Genomic DNA, 18,409 nt, shown 5'->3' on the forward strand with positions numbered 1-18,409 from the left:
ATGGTGGTGACGGGGTGGTGGAATCTGCCGGGTTGGCCGCTGGCAGATGAATGGGCTGCGTTCTGGGGATTCGGCACGATGCTCGCCACATTCGGCACACTCGCCGCAGCCATAGTTGCGGGCATCTTCGCTGGCCTTGCGGCGAGGGCCACACGCGAACAAGCCAACGCCGCCGCGACGGACGTCGCTCTCGCGCGACGTGCGCTCGAAGTCACCGAGGCGGACGCGATCGCCGCCAGGTTGGAGGCGGAACGCGCCACGAGGTGGGCAGAGGAGCGTCGCCTCGACGGCTTGGCCCCGAGCGTGTTCATGGAGGCGTTTCCTGAGTCGCGCGACTCCGGAACCGGGTTCTTCCTCGAGCGTCAAGGTGAACAAGGGAGGTGGGTACCGGTCGAAGGGCCGGAGCCCTTCGATGTCGACGACCATCGCCGCACGCTCTTTCGCCAAGTCGTACAGATCCTGCTGCGCAATGTGTCGAGTGTGCCTGCTCGCGTTGACTTCGAGCGGCCAGACAACGGCAGGCTCTGGTACGAAGGCATCGTCTTGGGCGGAGGTGGGCCCATCTGGGTCATGCCCGGCGAGCGGGAGTGGGTTCGGTGGGAACGCTTCGTTCGGTTGGGGGACTTGCTCGCGAACGAAGACGCCCCAGTCTGCGGAAGTCGCTTTCGCGTCGAGGCATGGGTCCGAGACGCTGGGATGAACGTACGAGACGTCTACAAGTTCGACGGGCCGATCACGGTCGTCGACGGGAATGGGATCGACATTCGACTGCTGCCGGTGTCGCCCGCCGGTTGGGTGGACAGGGTTGCCTATCCCGTGGAGCGTGTTTACACGCGGCTTGCGACGGCCTCCGTGGTGACCGAAGCGGTCTAGGAGGGCGAGCGCGTGAGTCCGGGCGCCGCGGAGGCGGGCGCGGCGAAGGGTGCGAACACCGAAGGGCCGGGGTGCGCCGCGAGGTGCGCCCACATGGCACGGTTGCCCACCGCGCCGATGGCGTGAGACAGGCCGAGGAGCGGCGGCGCCGTCATGGCGAAGCCCGGGGCCGACGGGTTGGCCTCGCGGGCTCGAGCGTGGAGGAACTCCACCGCAGCGGAGACCGTCGGGGCGGACCGCATCGCGCGACGGCTCGCACGGTTCGCACCGAGGCGCTGCACTTCGGCGGGGTCGAGGACCAGGTGGACCGAGCGGAGAGCGGCGACGACATCGTCGGCGGTGCGCCACGAGGCGCCGCCAGCGGGCGGGCGGGACCTCATGCGCCACCTCCGATGCGACCGCGGCGGGAGCGGGCCTCGCGCTGCTGACGGTTGGGGCCGGATGGCGGGACGAGGCGGGCGAGGATCGTGAGCGCCGAGGAGCGCGCGAGCCTAGCCTCAACGAGCGACGGGTGCGCGATGGGCTGACCCGCGCTGCCGGTGGCGACGAAGCCGTCGGCCAGGGCGATGGCGTCGCCACGGTCGGCGACCGCGACGAGGTCGCAGACCTGCACGAGGGCGGCATGGGCGAGGCCCTTGAGGTCAGGCCGCTCCTCGATGGCCTCCTCATAGAGGTCGATGGCCCCCTGAGTCCACAGGGGCGGATAGGTCGAGTCGGTCATGCTGCTCCAAGTCGGGGGGTGGGGGGGGACGGGGGAGAGAACTGGCAGGCCCAACGCGTCACGACAGGCAGACGCTATGCCCTACCGGGAGAGGAGGAGGGGGGAGGGGGGAGGGGATGCCCAGGGGGGCGCGAGGATGTCGTGGCTCCGGACCCGGGACCCACGCAGCCGATAGTGTGCGCTCCATGGTGTTGGAAGCTCTGATAGAGAGTCGGCTACACAACGGCACGGAGGCCCTCAGGCTCAGCGTCTCCGGTGACGCACACGAGCCGTTCATCGACGCTGTCATCAGGGCCCACCGTGCTCTCGACCCGACACTCACAGAATCGGAGTGCCGGTTGAGGTCGGGAACTGAGGAGGCGAACTACGAAATCGAGTACATCGAGGACGACGATGGATTTCGGTTCCCCGCATCCATCCGACTTCCCGAGGACGCGACGTTCGAGACAGTCGCGGCGTTCTTCGGACCGGACCTCACCGACTCCTCTCCCCGGCTGCGCCTCGAAAAGATCGGTGGAAGGGGCGGCGACAACTACTACGTAGCGACCGTGGCTATCGACGCGGTGCGGGCTGTGGCCGAAATCTACGGCATCTACGTCGGAGGGCGGCAACTAGTCAAGTACGCGACACGCTGGTACCACCGAGTGCCGGTAGACGCCGTGAAGCGCTGGACGAACACGGGCGAGCCCGATGAGACATTGATCGAGTGGGTTCGCATGACGAACCCGGTCGAGTGGACACCCTCAGTGCTGGCGACCTTGCTGAACGTGGATGTGGCCCGTTGCCCTGAACTCCTCGCGGCGGCTGGCTATCACCCTGTGACCTCGAGCGGTGAGTACTGGATCCGCGACTAGTCGCATGGTTGAGCGCCTCGGGCTCCCGGGAGGCCACCGGGACAGCGACCGCGCTGAAAGGACAAGCGCGCGGCCACCGTCCCGAGGAGGTGGTCGTCGTTGACGACCTCGGCGGCACCTGGCAACCCCGTCCTGAGCAGGCCGGGTCTACTTGGTGGGACGGTCCCGCCGTGCGGGACGCTCGTGTCCCGGGACGTACCGGACTACTGGACAGGGCCCGCGCGCTGCGATGAGCACGCCGCACAGGCAGGCGCACGGGACACGCCAACCCGAGCGGGTGGGACGCTCAGGCGCCGGCCGATTTTCGGACGGGACGCTCGGGGCCAGCGTCTGCGCAACGCGGCGGGCGACGAGCGAGCGGATGCGCCGGACGCGGACGGATGACGGGAGCGCGTCCCACGCGCGGCCAGCGTCGCCCTCCCGCCACTCGGCGGTAACACCCTTGAACCCTTGCTGAATGCGCTTGGCGAGCGCCGGAGTGGCGGCGATAAACTCGTCGACCGCACGCTCGAGCGTTGCGGAGTTGGTGGGGGTCGTGGTCATGCGGGGCCTTTCGAGAGAGTGAGACGGGGCGCCCGTGCGCGGGACGGACGCCCCGGGTGAGTCAGCGGGAGGCGGGACGGGTGATCCGGCGCTCGCTCGTCACCTCGGCGGAGTGCGGCGTCACCACGACAGTCCGCGTGACGCCCTCGCCGTCGGTGTAGGTGACCGTCGTGACGCCGCCGACGGCAGCGCCGCCGATGGCACCCGGAGCGAGGCCCGCGAGGGCGTAGCGCTCCGCGAGGACGCGCTCGGCGCCGAGGGCGTCGCGCTGCGCGCCCGTCATGGGCTCGTGCTCGATGCGGTCGTCGATGGCAGCGAGGTGCTCGACGGCGACGCGCTGGCGGGCCTCCCGCTCGGGGATCGTGAGGTCGTGCCCGTACAAGCGGCCCTCGAAGCGCTTTACGGCGGCGTTGAGGGCGCGTTGGGCGGCGTCGCGGTCGCGGTCGAACACCTCGCGGGCGACCCTCGCCGCGTCGAACTCGGCGTAGGGCACCGTCGGGGCGGGCTTCCACGAGAACGCATCGACCCGGATACCGACGTCCTCGAGCGGGCGCACGCCCTCGGGGTACTCGAGGCGGACCGCGGCCAGAGCGTCGCGGGCGGCGTCGAGCGCCGTGCGTGCCTCGTCGAGCCCGGGCGTTGCGTCGAGGAGCCAGCCGGGGATGTCGGGAGTGCGTGAGCCGGTGTGGAGGATCGGGGTGGGGCGGGTGGTCATGGGGTTCCTTTCGTTGGTGCTGGTATGGGGTCGCCGGTCTCTAGACCGGCTCGGGGTGCCGAGCGCGCTTGCGCTCGACGTGAGCCGCGAGCCGCGCGGCACGGGCGAGGACCTCGGACTCGTCGGAGCCGTCGAGGAGGTCGACGACGTCCGCAAGGGCGGGGTGGGCTATGACGGCCCGGGCACGCCAGAGTGAGCGCCGGGTCTCGGTGAGTTCACGCTCGAGGCGGTCGACGCGTCGGTCGAGCGGCTCGTCCGCTGGCGGCGCGGGCTTGGGCGCGGCGGTCATGCGGCCACCGCGAGGCGAGCCTCGACGCGGTCGGCGGCGTCGGTGAGTTCGGCGAGGTCGTCGCCGACCTCACCCCGGTAGGGCGCCAACGCGGCGTCCAGTGCCCGCGACGCGGCGGCGAACTCATCCGCGCTCCGCGCGAGCGTCGACTCTGCGCCGATGATCGTCGCCCGGAGGCGCATCCTGTCCGGGTGGAGCGCCGTCCGCATCGTCGGGTCGGCGTGCTCGCCCTTGGGCCGCGGGGCGTCGTTCGCGGGCGACGAGGGCCGCGGCGGCGTGTCGTACTGGGACGTCGTCGCCTCACGGAGCACGCCGACGAGGGCGACGAGGGCCGCGCCGTGCGAGGCCAGGGCGACGGACGTGGTGGAGGTCATGAGGCGGGGTCCTCTCGGGTGGTCGGGTCAGCGGGGACGACGAAGGGGTCGCGGTTGGGCTCCGCGGGGATGATGTACAGGCGGGCGCGGGCCGTGCGGGTACGGGCGCCGAGGACGTGGTCGGCGACCGCGTAGAACGTGCGCTTGCCGGGGACTCGCCAGCGGGGGCCGTCCTCGTCGGCGTCGTCGAGGAGGTCGCCCTCGTACTCCTCGATGGATGACGCGGCGGACGCATAGAGGCTCGCGGCGTCGAGCCGGTTGCCCGGTCTCGCTGCGCTCTCCTCGTCGTCGAGGAGCATGAGCAGCCACGAGCGAGCGGAGCCCACCTCGGCGGCGCGGTGGCGCGCTCGGGTGGCGCGGGCGCGCTCTGTGCTCGTTCTCGCTGGGGCGCGCTCCTCACGCGCACGGCGGGGCGCACGGTACGCCGGGAGCGAGGCCCGCGCGGCGTCGTAGACCTGCCGCACGTACACGGCTCGATACGTGGACCCCGTCGCCATGAGGAGGCGGATGTCGCGGTACGGTTCAGCGGCGTCGGGCCGCTCGGGGAGCGCCTCGAGGAGGCCATGGATGCGGGCGAGGAGGGCGTCGGTCGATGCGATGGGCTCGCCGGTCGAGTCGACGATGAGGGCGCCGCGACGGAGGAGCGTGCGCCCTTCGGCGAGGACCTCGAGGACGTAGTCCGCGAGCAGGCTCGGGGCGGGGCACTCGATAGCCCTGCCGAGGCCGTCTGTGTCGATCTTGCGGGCGAACGCCCGGTCGTAGCGGCTCGAACCGCGGGCGTCGGCGCGGCGACTGTGTGCGAGGTGGTCGAGATGGGTCGAGTCGGTCATGGTGTTCCGTTCGGTTGGTGGCGGCTGGTCGGGACGGAGGTGGCCCTAGGCATGCACGCGCCGGGGCCAGCCGGTGCGTTGGCGGTGTGCATGGCCTAGGGCCGTGTCCCAACCGAAAGGACGAGCCCGGTGGAGGGCTCAGTGGAGGAGTCCGCCTATGGGCGGCTCCGTGCCCACGTTCAGGCGCCGAGGAGGGCGTCGAGTTCGGCGCCGAGGCGCTCGAGTTCAGGGCGGACGGCGTCCATGTCGAGGAGGGCCATGCCCTCGCGGATGGTTGCCGACTGGAGTGCGACGAGGGCGCGGATGCGGGCGTCGCGGGCGGCGAGCGTCGCGGCGTCGCGGCGTCGCTTGGCGCGCTGTCGGCAGCGCGGGCCGCAGGTGATCGCGTCCGCGCGGCTGGCGAAGAACTCGCCGTCGCACTCAGGGCAGATGTGGGCGAGCATGGCGCCTCCTCTCGTTTCTGTGAGTCACCCCTTGGGGGTCACAGAAGTAGTGCGCCAGTGTGCCCACGGGGTCCAGAGGGCGACCGCGGTGCGGCCCATGTCCGGGCCGGTGGTGACGGAACGTGCAGCGGTGACGAACTTGGTCGTGTTCCCCCTTTCCTCCTTGAGACGACGACGACTCAAGGAGGAATAGAGAGATAGGGGCTTCGTCGTCACCGCTGCGTGTTGGGTCACAGTGCTCGCACCCCACCCGGCGCCCGGGCTCCGCCCTCACCCCGGCGCGGGTCGTGTAAACGGCCCCGCACGGCGCTCGCACCCGGCGCAACGCGCACACGACGCCCACAGGCGCCCCGCTCGCAGGCTCTCACGAGCGGGGGAGCCGGGAGGACGTCCGCGGGCGACCGAGCGCGGATCAACCCGCACAGGGGCGCACGACGAGGCCCCCGCCCCGAGCAACGGGACGAGGGCCAGGAGGACAGGCGCCGGGGCTACGCCGCGAGTCGGTCGACGAGGGCGACGAGGTCCTCTCGACGGATGCGGCGCGCCCGCCCGATCTTGAGCGAGGCGAGCGAGCCATCGGCGAGGAGTTCGTAGACCGTCGAGCGTCCCACGCCGAGGAGGCGGGCGGCGGACTCGGGGCTATAGAGGAGCGGGGCGTCATTCATCGGGGGTCGGACCTTTCGGGCGGGAGCGGACTCGCTCGGACGTGTGTGGACGCTGGGGGAGTGCGCCAGCGCCGCGGGGCCTGCCCACCCGGCGCACGCCGTGACCCCTTGACACCTCGACGTCGTGTTAATCTCGAGGCCGTTGAGAGGAGCACGATGGGCGCGGCGGGCAAGCAAGCGAACGGGGCGGGGTCGGTCAAGTACCGCGATGACAAGGGGCTCTGGGAGGCGCGGTTCACCTACGCCGACCCGGTGACGGGGGCCACCAAGCGGGCGACGTGCTACGGCAAGACACAGCGCGAGGCGCGGGCCAAGATGCGGGAACGCCGCGCGCGCGTCGAGGCGGGCAAGCCCGTCCGCGACTCGCGGGAGACCGTCGGCGCGTACGTCGAGCGCTGGATCACGACAACGCTCGAGGTGAGCGACCGGAAGCCGACCACCAAGGCGACCTACGCGACCCTCGCGCGCAAGCACCTCATCGGCGGCGAGGTCGGCGCCATCACGCTCGACAAGATGCGCCCCACGGACGTCGAGGCGCTCATCCTCGCGCTACGGGAGGTCGGCCTCTCGTCCTCGACGATCCGCCAGACGTACACCGTGCTCCGCATGGCCCTCGACGCCGCGGAGCGCGATGGGCTCGTCGCCCGGAACGTCGCGGCGCTCGTCAAGCGCCCGGGCGTCGAGCGCGTCGAGGCGCGGTCCCTATCGCCGGAGCACGTCAGGGCCGTCCTCGACGCCGCGAAGGGGTCGCGGTACGAACCACTCCTATCGCTCCTCGCCAGCACCGGTATGCGCCGGGGAGAGGCGCTCGCGCTGCGCTGGGATGACGTGGACCTCGACGCGGCGGTCCTGCGCGTGCGGGCGACGGTGTCGAGCATCGGCGGGCGCCTAGTGACCACCGAGCCCAAGTCCGAGCGGTCGCGTCGGTCGCTGAACCTTGCGGCGTCGACCGTCGCGATGCTGCGGCGGCATCGCGCCACGCAGGCCGAGGCACGCCTCCGCGCCGGGGCGCTCTGGCACGACCTCGGGCTCGTGTTCACGACGGACGAGGGCAAGCACCTCGACCCGAACAACGCCGCCCGTGCGATGCGCAAGGCGGCGCATGCGGCGGGTATCGACGGCGTCGGCCTCCACACCTTGCGGCACTCGGCGGCGTCCGCGATGCTCGCCGCGGGGATGCCGATCACCGATGTCTCGCGGATGCTCGGTCACTCGTCCGTCGCCATCACGGGCGACATCTACGGCCACACCTCGACGGACGGCCAACGGCGGGCCGCGGAGGTCCTCGCAGCGGCGTTGGGCATGTAGCGCCGTACGCCAACGCGTACGCCAACGCCACGCCGCGAACGGCCTAGAACGGCCCCGGACGAGTGTGGACGCTCAGACGGCGCGTTGGGGCTCTCTGCCCCGGAAATCCGGGCGAGTTGGCGGATGTTGGTGGACCTCGGCGGACGCTCACGGAAGCGCCGGGTTCATCTGGGGGTCAAGGGGTCGCAGGTTCAAATCCTGTCAGCCCGACCGAAGGAAGTCCCGGCAGATCGAGCGATCTGCCGGGACTTCCGCGTTTCGGGCGGATCCGCAGCCGTATCGTGAGGCCATGGACGTCGTGCCGGCGGCCGGTGCCGTGATCACCGACGACGACGGGCGCGTGCTGCTCGTCAGGCGCGGGTCGGCGCCGCAGCGCGGCCGGTGGTCGGTTCCCGGCGGGCGCCTCGAGCCGGGCGAGTCGCTCGCGGATGCCGCGGCGCGCGAGGTGCTCGAGGAGACCGGGCTGCGCGTCGCCGTGGGCCGCGAACTGTGGAGCCTGCGGCTGCCGACGGCGGATGGGCGGCAGTTCGACATCCACGACTTCGCCGCGACGGTCGTGGGCGGCACGCTGGAGGCCGGCGACGATGCGGCCGACGCGCGATGGTTCGATCCCGGTGAGCTGCACCGCGTGCGACTCACGACCCACCTCGTCACCTACCTCCGCCAGGCCGGGGTCGTGGACCCCCTGCCGCACGTGGACGAGCACGCGGTCGAGGTCGCGGCCGGCCGCGACGCCGTGTGGGGCGCCCTCGGCGAGCTGCTCGCGCACGCGGCATCCGGCCGGTTCGCGCGTCTGCTCGGCGCCGAGGACACCTCGATGGGCGGGCCCGCGATGCCGAAGCCCGGCGCGGTCGTCCCGGGCTTCCACGTGGTCGCCGCCGAACCGCCCGACCGCCTCGCACTCGCGGGGCGGCACCGGTTCTCCGACTACGAGCTCCTGTTCCGCATCGACGAGCTCGCGCCCGATCGGAGTCGGCTCCGCGCGGAGACGAGGGCCGTGTTCCCCGGCATGCGTGGCACCGCGTACCGGACGATGCTCATGGGACTCGGCCTGCATCGGGCGGCGACGCGACGGATGCTCCGTGCCGTGCGCCGCCGTGCCGAGGCATCCGCTCGCACGCCCTCGTGAGCCGCCCCGCGATCGCCGTCAGCCGAGCACGGACGCGCTCTCGATCATGCGGCGCAGCGTCTCGGTGAACCGGGACGCGGGAGCGCCGTCGATCAGGGCGTGGTCGAAGCTCAGCGTGATCGGGAGCATGCGTCGCGCCACGACGCGTCCGTCGCGGACGACCGCGCGGTCGGCGACGCCGCCGACGGTCGCGATCACGGTCAGCGGGGCGAGCGGCACGGCCCAGCCCCAGCTGCGCGAGAACATGCCGATCGACGTCACGCCGACGGCCGGGCCGAACCCGGCGGCGACGCCGGGAAACGTCCCGGCGATGCGGATCGCGGTGCGCCGGAGCGGCCCGGGCAGCGCGAGGACGGCGCGCATCGGCCCACGCGGGCGGTGGTCCACGCCCGGACCGGTCTTGACCGAGTGCAGGAGTGCCGTGATCTCGGCCGGCGACACCCGGTCGGCGTCGTGGACGGTGACGATGTCGAGCGTCGCCCGACCCGCCCACTGCCGCTCGACCGTGGCGCCGATGTCGACGTGGTCGAAGGCCAGCACACGACCACCCGCGCGGCGGACGTTGACATCGGGATGCGCCGCGACGGCGCGCGCAAGGCAGGCGATCACGAACCCGGTCCACGACACGTGCGGCTCGGCGACCGCGAGGCGCGCGGCGGCCTCGCCGACGTCGAGCTCGACCAGCGCGTGCACCAGGAAGCGCCGCCGGGCGCCGGCCAGCCGGTCGAGCACGGGACGCCGCTCCCACGGGATGCGGCGGATCGTGTAGCCGGGCGATCGGCCGCGTTCGCCGACCGACCCCGACCCGTCGACCGTGCGGCCCCGCGGAGTCACCTGACGCCCTCCCACAGGCCGCGCTCCCATGCGCGCGGATCCACCGCGACCCGCGACTCCACGTCGAAGCGCATCGTCGCGCGTAGTTCGGCGTCGTACCGCGGCCATTGCTCGCCCGGGTCGCCCGAGCTCGCGAACGCGACCCACGCACCGTGCATCGCGTCGGCGAGCGGTCGCGGCGGATTCGGGCCCAGCATCGGGCCGAACAGCGGCACGTCAGGGGAGAGCGTGTCGAACACGAACGGGATCTCGAGGGCGTGGACCGCTCCGAGTCCCGGCGACGGCCACGCGAACTCGTACATGCGCGTGCGACCGCCTGCGGCCGCGTGCGCGTCCGCCAGTCGTATCGCGGGGATCCGCATCCACCAGTCGGTCTGCACCGAGGCGAGCAGGTCGCCCGGAACCGCTTCCGGGTAGCGCTCCCGGTACGCGGGCAGGGACGTCGCAGGCGGAAGGTCGTACGCCGCGAGCGACTGGGAGCCGAAGCGGGCGACCGGACCGGTGAGGATCTCGTCCGTGACCTGCGCGAACGCGCCGCTCACCATGAGCCAGAGGCGCCAGTCGTCGACGTTCGTGCCCACGATCAGGTCGACGTCGCGGGCGGCACCCGCCGCGATCCGGTCGATCGGCGCCGCGGGGACCACCTCGCCGTCGACGACGGGTTGCCACGGCATCGTGGTGGCCACGAGCGGCATGCCCCAACGGGCGGGGTCGGGGTGCGCGAGCAGGTCCGCCTTGAGTCCGGCCTGCGCGGCGAGCAGGCGCGGCACGCCGGCCGCCGCGATCGACGCACGGGTCGGCGATGTCCCGAGCCGCTCGGCGAGGAGGTCGGCGACGCGCCCGGCGTCCTCCGGCGGCAGCACGTGGTGCGCGGCGCCGCTCTGCAGGATCGCCCGCCGGAACAGCCCGGCGGCCGCCGGCATCGACAGCAGCGTCCCGATGCTCATCGCGCCGGCCGATTCCCCGAACACCGTCACGTCGTCGGGATCCCCGCCGAACGCCGCGATCCGGTCCCGGACCCACTCGAGTGCCGCGACCTGATCGAGGAGACCCCGGTTCACGTTGCCGTCCTCGAGTACCAGGAACCCCTCTGCGCCCGGCCGCCAGTTGATGACGACGCACACGACGCCGTCCCGCGCGAAACGACTCCCGTCGTACGCGGCCGTCGAGCTGAGCTCGAACATGCCACCCTGGATCCACACCATCACGGGAAGGCGCACCGCGCCGGGATCGGGCGTCCAGACGTTGAGGTTCAGCACGTCCTCCGCCGGCGCGGCGTGCTCGAGGCCGGCGAACGCGGCGTCGACCCCACCCCAGTCCTCAGCCGCGCCCGCCTCGGCACCGCCCGTCGCGGGCGGCGCGACCTGGGGCGGTTCCGGTCCGAGCGCGCCCGCGTCGCGGACCCCGTCCCACGGCTCGACCGGCCGGGGAGGCAACAGGCGGTTCGCGCCGAACGGCGGGGCCGCATACGGCACACCCAGGAAGACGTGCACGCCGTCGACGATCCTGCCCCGCACGGCGCCATGGTCGGTCCTGACCACCGTGTCCATGTCCCCACGCTGCACCCGCCGGTCGGGACCGTGCGGGGCGAAGGTCCCTCATCGGCCATTCGCCCACCCTCGGGCGTCGAACGGCGCCGGTGACGGCCGATCCGTGTCCGCCCCGCGGGCTGTGGACAGGCGCGGCGCGAGACGTGGGACCGGCCGTAGCCTACGCACGGCGCCGCCGTGGGCGCGACGCCGGAGGGAGCGTGGTGAGCGCGCGTCGGGAAGTCGGTCCGGGCAGCAGGCGGTCGCGAGAGGTGCGGGCCCCCGCACCGGATTCCGGCCCGCCCGACCGGTCGCGCTGCACCGAGCGGACCTCGGGGGCGGTCTCGTGACCGATTCGGCGGTCCCGGCCGTCCTCATCGCCCTCCTCGCGCTCATCGCCCTCGTCGTCCTCCTCCATCGGTTCGCCGCATTCCCGACCGTCGTCCGGTCGGACGCGATGCGACCGCTGCTCGAACCCGGTGACGTCGTCCTCACGAGCCGCCATCGTCGGCCGCACCGGCTCCGGCGCGGCGAGATCCTCGTGTACCGGGTCCCCGACCGTGCCGAGCCCGACCTTCGGCGCGTGATCGGCCTGCCCGGCGAACGCGTCGTCGTCGACCCGGACGGTCGGATCACGGTCGACGGCCAACCGCTCTACGAGCCGTACGCCCGCCGGTCCGGCAGCTTCCGCGGGTCGTTCGCCGTGCCGCGCGACCGCGTGTTCGTCCTCGGCGACCAGCGTGCGGGCACGCACGACCCGCAGGCGTGGCAGCAGTCGTTCGTCGCTGAGAGCACCATCCTCGGCGTCGCCCGGCTCCGGGTCTTCCCATGGCCGATCGTCGACACCCACGTGCGCGGCTGATCCGCCGAGTCGGCCGATCGGTCGGGCTCGCCGCAGGACCTTCCCGGCAGGTGCATGATCGGTGCATGGGATTCACCCGGTCCGAGCTCGAGTCCTTCCGCGACGCCGCCGTCGACGACCTGATGCCCGAGCATCCGAAGCTCGTGTTCGTCGGCATCAACCCGGGGCTGTGGACGGCCGCGACCGGCAGCCACTTCGCGCACCCCGGCAACCGCTTCTACCCCGCGCTCGTCGCAGCCGGGATCATCCCGCGCCTGCCGGACTTCGCGGCGGGCCTCGACGACGCCGACCGGCGGATGCTCCTCGAGGAGGGCATCGGCATCTCGAACCTCGTGCATCGGGCCACCGCGCGGGCCGACGAGCTCGGCCGCGCCGAACTGCGCGCGGGCGCGCTGCGGCTCGAGCGGGACGTCGAACGCTGGGGTGCCGCCGTCGTCGCGATCGTCGGGGTGACGGCCTACCGTCTGGGCTTCGATCGGCCGAAGGCTCGGGCGGGGAAGCAGGACGAGGTGCTCGGCGGCGCCGAGCTGTGGGTCGTGCCCAACCCGAGCGGCCTGAACGCGCACGCGACCGTCGACGACCTCGCGCGTGCGTACGCCGAACCGGCCAGGGCGGCCGGCATTCCGCTCACGCGGGAATCGGCCTGAGTCGACCGGCCGAGTGGTCAGTCTGCCTGCCGGCTCCAGAGCTCGAGCCCGCCGATTCGCTCCACCACTGCGAAGTCGCGCTCGAACTCATCGCGGTGCGCGGGATCGAGCCAGTCGAGCTCGTCGGGATCCAGCGCCGCGCCATCGGCGTCCTCGAGGTAGGACCACCACCGGTCCTGCCACTCCGAGGAGGCGAGGAAGCGATCGCGAGTGAGCCTCCCGGAGTCGGGGAGCGTCAGCGAGAGGCTCAGCGGGTCGACGTCCATCGTGCATCCGGCATCGAGGTTCGCGCCCACGTGGTCCGCGACGACCAGGACCGACGGCATGCCCGCCACGCAGTCGTGGTCGGCCGCCCAACCGGCCACGACGGATGCCTCCGGCCGCGGGCCGATGACCACGAGGTCGCCCACGGCCATGAGCCCGATCACGCCGAGGGCGCCCGCGGCCACGATGCGGCGAGCCCGCGCTCGCCGGAGTCGGCCGACGGCCGCACCGAGCGACAGGGCCAGCGGTGCCATGAGCCATGCGGCGTAGTGGTAGAACGAGACGCCGGATGCCGCGAGCGCGACCGCGTGCGCGAGCGTCACGATCGCCCACCAGGCCTCCGGCGGCCACGCGCCCGGCCGCGTCCGCCGCCCGAGCGCGCTGAGGAGCGGCAGGGCCGCGATCGCGAGCGCGATCAGGACGCCCGCCGCCGAGGCGGCCGTCGGGATCGCGTCGCGGATCGCGGGGAACGCGAAGTAGGGGGAGAGGTAGTCCGCCCGCTCCGCGAGGTCGACGTCGTTCCCGGCGCGCCCGAGCTGCGAGCTGACGGTGGATTCCCACATCGCCGACGGGTCGGCGAGGAGGAACGGCAGGCCGATGCCCGCCGCGACGATCGCACCGGCGACCAGGTAGCGCGATGCCGCGCCGCGGCCGAGCCGGCTCCAGGTCATCCAGCCGATGACGACGACGTCGATCACCGCCCAGAGCTTCACCATGAGCACGACCCCGAGCGCCGCACCCGCGACGATCGGGGCGAACCGCCTGCCGCTCGTCACGGCGAGGAGGGCGATGAGGAGTCCGAGGTTGAGGTACGGCTCGAGCAGGTACGTGCGCTCCGTCGCCACCGCCATGCCCCACGTGGCGTAGAGCCCGCCGCCGACCAGCACCGCGGCGACGCCGAACCGCCTGAGCAGGACCCCGATGAGCACGGTGTTCGCGGCGCCGACCGCGACGGTGAGCAACCTGGCCCCGGCGAGGCCGACCGCTTCGTTCGCGACGTCCCCGAATGCAGCGAAGGGAAGGAGGAGCAGCAGCGAACCCGGTGGGTGGACGTATCCGAAGTCGGCGTAGGGGAGTCTCCCGTGGAGCATCGAGAGGGCGCCCGCGAACATCACGCCGTCGTCGTTCTCGCGCATCCAGAGGAGTGCATCCGGATAGGCGAAGGCGGCGGCCCGGATGACGAGCGCTGCGACTCCGACGGCGACGATCGCGACCGTGGTCGAATCACGACGCGTCGCGGTCGCTCGGGCGGCCTCGGTCACGGTCTCCTCCTGGCCTCCTCGATGCGCGAACACGGCGCCCGAGCGGGCATCGCTGCGCACGACCCTAGCGGTCCGCGCGCGCCCGGTGTCCGTTCGGTCGGAACCGTGTCGGTCGCCGGTCGGGAGGCCGGACGCAGGAGGCGCATAATGGATTGATGGATCCATCAATCCATGGAGGAGCCCCAGTGTTCACCGACGCCAGCCGCCCGCTCTACGAGGTCAAGGCCAACCTGTTCAAGGGCCTCGCGCACCCCCTGCGCGTGCGCGTGCTCGAGGTGCTCGCGGCGGCGCCAGATGTCGAGACGCCGGTGTCCGAACTGCTCGACGCCACCGGGCTCGAGGCGTCCCACCTCTCCCAGCACCTCGCGGTGCTCCGGAACTACCGGCTCGTGACCGCGGAGCGCCGCGGGAACCAGGTGTCGTACCGGCTCGCGTACCCCCAGGTCGCCGACCTCCTCCGCGTCGCGCGCGCGCTGCTCGGCGAGATCCTCCAGACCACCGAGCGCCAGCTCGTCGAGCAGGCCGGGCTGCCCGACATCCCGCTCCGGTCGGCCTCGCCGGCATCGACCGGGCCGGCGGGCCGACCGTGACGGCGCCGATCGCGCAGCGCGCCGTGCGCGGCATCCGTTCCCTGCTGCCCGCCGTCGCGGACTACCGCGACGTGCGTCGAAGCTGGCGGAGCGACCTCGTCGCCGGCATCACCGTGGGGATCGTCGCGCTGCCCCTCGCACTGGCATTCGGCGTGAGCTCCGGCGCCGGCGCTGCGAGCGGCCTCGTCACGGCGATCGTCGCGGGCGTCGTCGCGGCGGTGTTCGGCGGTTCGAACGTGCAGGTCTCCGGGCCGACGGGCGCGATGGTCGTGGTCCTGGCGCCGATCATCGCGACGCACGGCGTCGGTGCGCTCGCGATCGTCGGGCTGCTGGCGGGCGCGATCGTGCTCGTGGCCGGCGTCCTCCGGCTGGGCCGCGCGGTGACCTTCATCCCCTGGCCCGTCATCGAGGGGTTCACGCTCGGGATCGCCGTGATCATCTTCCTGCAGCAGGTGCCGGCGGCCCTCGGCGTGCCCGCCACCGAGGGCGCGAATGCGATCGTCGGCACCGTCGACGCGATCGTCGCGGCGACCTGGCCCGACGCGGCGTGGTCGCTCGCCGTCGTCGTGACGGTCGCCGCGATCATGCTCCTCGCGCCGCGGATCCACCCCCTCGTGCCGGGGTCGATCGTGGCCATCGTCGTCGTCGCGGTGGTCGTGGTGCTCACGGGGATCCCCGTCGCGACGATCGGAGCCCTGCCCAGCGGGCTCCCGGCGCCGACCCTGCCCGCGTTCGACCCCGCGACCCTCGCCGCGCTCGCGCTCCCGGCGGCGACGGTCGCCGCGCTCGCCGCGATCGAGTCCCTGCTCTCGGCGCGGGTCGCGGCGTCCATCTCCGACACCGGTCCCTACGATGCCGACCGAGAGCTCGTCGGACAGGGGCTCGCCTCGATCGCGTCCGCGCTGTTCGGCGGCATGCCGGCCACCGGCGCGATCGCGCGGACCGCCGTGAACGTGCGTACGGGCGGTCGGACGAGGCTCGCCGCGATCGTGCACGCGGTGCTGCTCGCGTCGATCGTCGCGGTCGGCGCGTCGGTGGTGGCATCCATTCCGCTCGCGGCGCTCGCCGGAGTGCTCATGGTCACGGCGACGCGCATGATCTCGGTCGCCACCGTGCGCTCGGTCGTCGGGTCGACGCGGGCGGATGCGGTGGTGTTCATCGCGACGGCCGTCATCACCGTGAGCGTGGACCTCATCACGGCGGTGCTCGTCGGCATCGCGGTCGCGGCGTTCCTGGCGCTGCGGGCGCTCGCCCGATCGAGCGGCGTGCACCGCGAGGAGCTTCCCGGGCCGGCCGAGGTCGGCGACGAGCGGGTCGCGCTGTTCCGCCTGGAGGGCGCGCTCTTCTTCGGGGCGGCCGAGCGCATGCTCGAGCGCGTCGGCGCGATGCGCGACGTCGACGTCGTCATCATCCGGATGTCGCAGCTCCAGATCCTCGACGCGACCGGCGCGCAGGTCATCACCGAACTGGTCCAGGCCCTCGAGCGACGCGGCGTGACCGTCCTCGTGAAGGGCATCCAGGCGCGGCACCTGGAGCTCGCGCGTCGCGTCGGCGTCGTCGACTCGCTGCGGCACCGCAACCACCTGTTCGACGAGCTGCCGGGCGCGGTCGCGCACGCACGCAGCCACGTGCACCGGGCGTCCGCCGCGATGTGACGCCCGGGGGCGGGCCGACGTACGATCGAGGCACGCCGGCCGGGGCGCTCGGGAGGGAGCACCACTGGCCAGCTGGCATCCGATCCTCGCCGCCGACGAACCCGAACCGGGACGGTGGCGGCTCGTCGACTCGCTCGGCCGCGAGTACGGCCGGGTCGACATCGTGCGCCTCGACGGAGCGGTGCGCTACCGAGCCGAGTTCGACGGACGGGTGCTGGGCTGGGGCACCACGCTGCGGGGCGCGTGCGAGCGCGTGCACGAGGCGTTCGTTCGCTCGCACGGGCCCGGCGAATGGCAGGGATACCCGGATTTCACGCACGTCGACGGGTGAGGATCCCCCTTCCACGGACATGAGGTTCCGTCGACAGTTCGGATGACTTTCACAGGGAACGGGCACGACTCGTGGAGAAAGGGTGTGCAGACTGGCGACTTCGCCGCGGCGAGCCCCCCATTTCATGCACCGAGACGAGAACCGCGGCGCGCGAGGACAGCACCTCGAGCGCCGCCAGAGACTTCATGCGAAACCAGAACAGTTCCCCCAGCACCACCCTGACCACCTCGGACGAGACCGTCGACGCGACGCGCGCCCGCGTCCGTCGCACCCGCCGCAACCGCCGAGCGGCCTGGATCGCGTCCGGCGCGGTCGTCGCCGTGGGCGCGCTCGTGGGCTCCGGCTTCGCGGTCCAGTCGGCCGTCGCCGACCAGGAGCGTCGCGTCGCCGAGACCGCCGCCCTCGCGGAGGGCGCCGATCGCGGGATCGACCAGCTCGACGCGGCCGGCGGCCTGCTCGAGGCGCACGCCGTGAAGACGGCCGAGGACACGCTGAGGGCCGCCGACGACACCATCGCCAAGGCGAAGGGCAAGGCGGATGCCTCCGAGCTCGCCTCGACCGTCGCGACCCTCGACCACTACACCTACCTGGCCCCCGAGCGCGTGTTCGAGCTCGCGAGCCTCACGGCCGAGAAGGTCGACGAGGTGACGGCGAAGGTCACGGAGTTCGACAAGAAGGCCGCCGAGAAGGCCGCAGCCGAGAAGGCTGCTGCCGAGAAGGCCGCGGCCGAGAAGGCCGCAGCGGAGGCCGCGGCCGCCGAGCAGTCGGCCTCCACTGCCGCTCCGTCGTACCCGACCGGCCCCGCGAACCCCAGCGGCGCGCAGGCGATCGCCCGCGACCTCATGGCGTCGATGTACGGCTGGGGCTCGGACCAGTTCGGCTGCCTCGTCGACCTGTGGAACAAGGAGTCGGGCTGGAACGTCTACGCCCAGAACCCCTCGAGCGGCGCTTACGGGATCCCGCAGGCCCTGCCGGGCTCGAAGATGTCGACCGCCGGCGCCGACTGGGCGACGAGCGCCTCGACGCAGATCACCTGGGGCCTCGGCTACATCGCGGGTCGCTACGGGACGCCGTGCGGCGCCTGGTCGCACTCGGTGTCCGTCGGCTGGTACTGATCCAGCGCCCCGGACCGGACCGGTCCGGGTTCACCCGCCTGCGGTCGACGACTCGAACGTCGACAACCACCGGGTGAGCACCCGCTCGAGCACCGCCTGCTCGCCGGCGTCGATCGCCGCGAGCAGGCGGTGCTCGTTCGCCATGTGGGCGGTCATGACCTCGTCGATGAGCTCGCGACCGGCCGGCGTCAACGCGATGACGCGGCCTCGGCCGTCGACGTCGCTCGCGCGCCGCGTGACGAGTCCGCGGCCGACGAGCCGGTCGACCCGCTTGGTGACCGCACCGCTCGTGACCATCGTCGAGGCGGCGAGATCGCTCGGGGTCCGTTCGAACGGGTCGCCCGCCCGGCGAAGCGTGGCGAGCACGTCGAACTCGCCCTCGGAGAGCTCGAACCGGTCGTAGACGGCGACCAGTTCGTCGGTGAGCGCGTTCGCGAGTCGGTGCAGGCGGCCGATCACGCCCTGCGGTGAGACATCGAGGTCGGGTCGCTCGCGGCGCCATTCGCGCATGATGCGGGCGACGCGGTCGCCAGCGGCATCCGTCGTCATGCGCACCAGTATATCTTCCATGGAAGC

At 72.6% G+C, this 18,409-nt stretch carries 22 protein-coding genes; 10 read left to right on the forward strand and 12 right to left on the reverse strand.

Annotation, left to right across the window (positions count from 1 at the left end):
- Positions 1-873 carry a hypothetical protein gene (locus GJR97_RS01245; protein ID WP_154344744.1) on the forward strand — a complete coding sequence of 291 codons (873 nt, stop codon included), beginning with the start codon at positions 1-3 and terminating at the stop codon, positions 871-873.
- Here GJR97_RS01245 and GJR97_RS01250 read toward each other — a convergent pair.
- Positions 870-1,253 carry a hypothetical protein gene (locus tag GJR97_RS01250; RefSeq protein WP_154344745.1) on the reverse strand — a complete coding sequence of 128 codons (384 nt, stop codon included), beginning with the start codon at positions 1,251-1,253 and terminating at the stop codon, positions 870-872. The two genes, GJR97_RS01245 and GJR97_RS01250, sit on opposite strands and share 4 nt — an antisense overlap.
- A complete protein-coding gene (locus tag GJR97_RS01255; protein WP_154344746.1) occupies positions 1,250-1,594 on the reverse strand; it encodes a hypothetical protein in 345 nt (114 codons plus the stop codon). The genes GJR97_RS01250 and GJR97_RS01255 overlap by 4 nt, the downstream gene beginning before the upstream one ends.
- A gap of 185 nt (positions 1,595-1,779) precedes the next feature.
- Between GJR97_RS01255 and GJR97_RS01260 the strand changes: the two genes are divergently transcribed.
- A complete protein-coding gene (locus tag GJR97_RS01260) occupies positions 1,780-2,448 on the forward strand; it encodes a hypothetical protein (protein WP_154344747.1) in 669 nt (222 codons plus the stop codon).
- Between the two features lie 604 nt (positions 2,449-3,052).
- Here the strand turns inward: GJR97_RS01260 and GJR97_RS01265 are convergent.
- The 6 genes from GJR97_RS01265 to GJR97_RS01290 form a co-directional block, all read right to left on the reverse strand.
- Entirely contained in the window at positions 3,053-3,706 is a 654-nt protein-coding gene (locus tag GJR97_RS01265; RefSeq protein ID WP_154344748.1) for a hypothetical protein, read from the reverse strand.
- Positions 3,707-3,746: 40 nt separating this feature from the next.
- Complete coding sequence (locus tag GJR97_RS01270) at positions 3,747-3,995, reverse strand: hypothetical protein (protein WP_154344749.1); 249 nt, start codon at positions 3,993-3,995, stop codon at positions 3,747-3,749.
- Positions 3,992-4,369 carry a DUF7169 domain-containing protein gene (locus GJR97_RS01275; RefSeq protein WP_154344750.1) on the reverse strand — a complete coding sequence of 126 codons (378 nt, stop codon included), beginning with the start codon at positions 4,367-4,369 and terminating at the stop codon, positions 3,992-3,994. The genes GJR97_RS01270 and GJR97_RS01275 overlap by 4 nt, the downstream gene beginning before the upstream one ends.
- Positions 4,366-5,199, reverse strand: a complete 834-nt coding sequence (locus tag GJR97_RS01280) for a hypothetical protein (protein ID WP_154344751.1) — start codon at positions 5,197-5,199, stop codon at positions 4,366-4,368. The genes GJR97_RS01275 and GJR97_RS01280 overlap by 4 nt, the downstream gene beginning before the upstream one ends.
- Positions 5,200-5,378: 179 nt before the next feature.
- Positions 5,379-5,642 (reverse strand): hypothetical protein, encoded by a 264-nt coding sequence (locus tag GJR97_RS01285; RefSeq protein WP_154344752.1) that lies wholly within the window; start codon positions 5,640-5,642, stop codon positions 5,379-5,381.
- 488 nt (positions 5,643-6,130) lie between these two features.
- Positions 6,131-6,307 carry a helix-turn-helix domain-containing protein gene (locus tag GJR97_RS01290; protein WP_154344753.1) on the reverse strand — a complete coding sequence of 59 codons (177 nt, stop codon included), beginning with the start codon at positions 6,305-6,307 and terminating at the stop codon, positions 6,131-6,133.
- 156 nt (positions 6,308-6,463) lie between these two features.
- Between GJR97_RS01290 and GJR97_RS01295 the strand changes: the two genes are divergently transcribed.
- Both GJR97_RS01295 and GJR97_RS01300 read left to right on the forward strand, forming a co-directional pair.
- Entirely contained in the window at positions 6,464-7,615 is a 1,152-nt protein-coding gene (locus GJR97_RS01295; protein WP_154344754.1) for a tyrosine-type recombinase/integrase, read from the forward strand.
- 289 nt (positions 7,616-7,904) lie between these two features.
- Positions 7,905-8,744, forward strand: coding sequence for an NUDIX hydrolase (locus GJR97_RS01300; protein ID WP_154344755.1), 840 nt, complete (start codon positions 7,905-7,907; stop codon positions 8,742-8,744).
- An 18-nt stretch (positions 8,745-8,762) separates the two neighbouring features.
- Here the strand turns inward: GJR97_RS01300 and GJR97_RS18640 are convergent, their stop codons facing one another.
- On the reverse strand, positions 8,763-9,578 hold the full coding sequence (locus tag GJR97_RS18640; RefSeq protein ID WP_195760579.1) for a 2-oxo acid dehydrogenase subunit E2: 816 nt from the start codon (positions 9,576-9,578) through the stop codon (positions 8,763-8,765).
- The gene (locus GJR97_RS01310) at positions 9,575-11,128 is read right to left on the reverse strand and encodes a carboxylesterase/lipase family protein (protein ID WP_154344757.1); all 1,554 of its coding nucleotides are present in this window, start codon (positions 11,126-11,128) and stop codon (positions 9,575-9,577) included. The genes GJR97_RS18640 and GJR97_RS01310 overlap by 4 nt, the downstream gene beginning before the upstream one ends.
- Positions 11,129-11,453: 325 nt before the next feature.
- Between GJR97_RS01310 and lepB the strand changes: the two genes are divergently transcribed.
- Positions 11,454-11,969, forward strand: a complete 516-nt coding sequence (gene lepB / locus GJR97_RS18645; protein WP_195760580.1) for a signal peptidase I — start codon at positions 11,454-11,456, stop codon at positions 11,967-11,969.
- A gap of 65 nt (positions 11,970-12,034) precedes the next feature.
- Positions 12,035-12,616: a mismatch-specific DNA-glycosylase gene (locus GJR97_RS01320; protein ID WP_154344759.1), complete on the forward strand. Its 582-nt coding sequence runs from the start codon at positions 12,035-12,037 to the stop codon at positions 12,614-12,616.
- A 17-nt stretch (positions 12,617-12,633) separates the two neighbouring features.
- Here the strand turns inward: GJR97_RS01320 and GJR97_RS01325 are convergent, their stop codons facing one another.
- Positions 12,634-14,142: a hypothetical protein gene (locus GJR97_RS01325; protein ID WP_154344760.1), complete on the reverse strand. Its 1,509-nt coding sequence runs from the start codon at positions 14,140-14,142 to the stop codon at positions 12,634-12,636.
- Positions 14,143-14,297: 155 nt separating this feature from the next.
- Between GJR97_RS01325 and GJR97_RS01330 the strand changes: the two genes are divergently transcribed.
- From GJR97_RS01330 to GJR97_RS17995, 4 genes are all read left to right on the forward strand, one after another.
- Positions 14,298-14,732 carry an ArsR/SmtB family transcription factor gene (locus GJR97_RS01330; RefSeq protein ID WP_154344761.1) on the forward strand — a complete coding sequence of 145 codons (435 nt, stop codon included), beginning with the start codon at positions 14,298-14,300 and terminating at the stop codon, positions 14,730-14,732.
- Positions 14,729-16,387, forward strand: coding sequence for a SulP family inorganic anion transporter (locus GJR97_RS01335; protein ID WP_324612974.1), 1,659 nt, complete (start codon positions 14,729-14,731; stop codon positions 16,385-16,387). Before GJR97_RS01330 ends, GJR97_RS01335 begins: the two co-directional genes overlap by 4 nt.
- Before the next feature lie 163 nt (positions 16,388-16,550).
- On the forward strand, positions 16,551-16,718 hold the full coding sequence (locus tag GJR97_RS17990) for a hypothetical protein (RefSeq protein WP_229275899.1): 168 nt from the start codon (positions 16,551-16,553) through the stop codon (positions 16,716-16,718).
- Between the two features lie 185 nt (positions 16,719-16,903).
- A complete protein-coding gene (locus GJR97_RS17995; protein ID WP_229275900.1) occupies positions 16,904-17,833 on the forward strand; it encodes an aggregation-promoting factor C-terminal-like domain-containing protein in 930 nt (309 codons plus the stop codon).
- Positions 17,834-17,863: 30 nt separating this feature from the next.
- On the opposite strand, the gene GJR97_RS01350 is transcribed toward GJR97_RS17995, so the two are convergent.
- On the reverse strand, positions 17,864-18,382 hold the full coding sequence (locus GJR97_RS01350) for a MarR family winged helix-turn-helix transcriptional regulator (protein ID WP_154344763.1): 519 nt from the start codon (positions 18,380-18,382) through the stop codon (positions 17,864-17,866).
- Positions 18,383-18,409 lie beyond the last annotated feature (27 nt).

Source organism: Agromyces kandeliae (genome assembly GCF_009674665.1).
Classification (GTDB): Bacteria; Actinomycetota; Actinomycetes; order Actinomycetales; family Microbacteriaceae; genus Agromyces; species Agromyces kandeliae.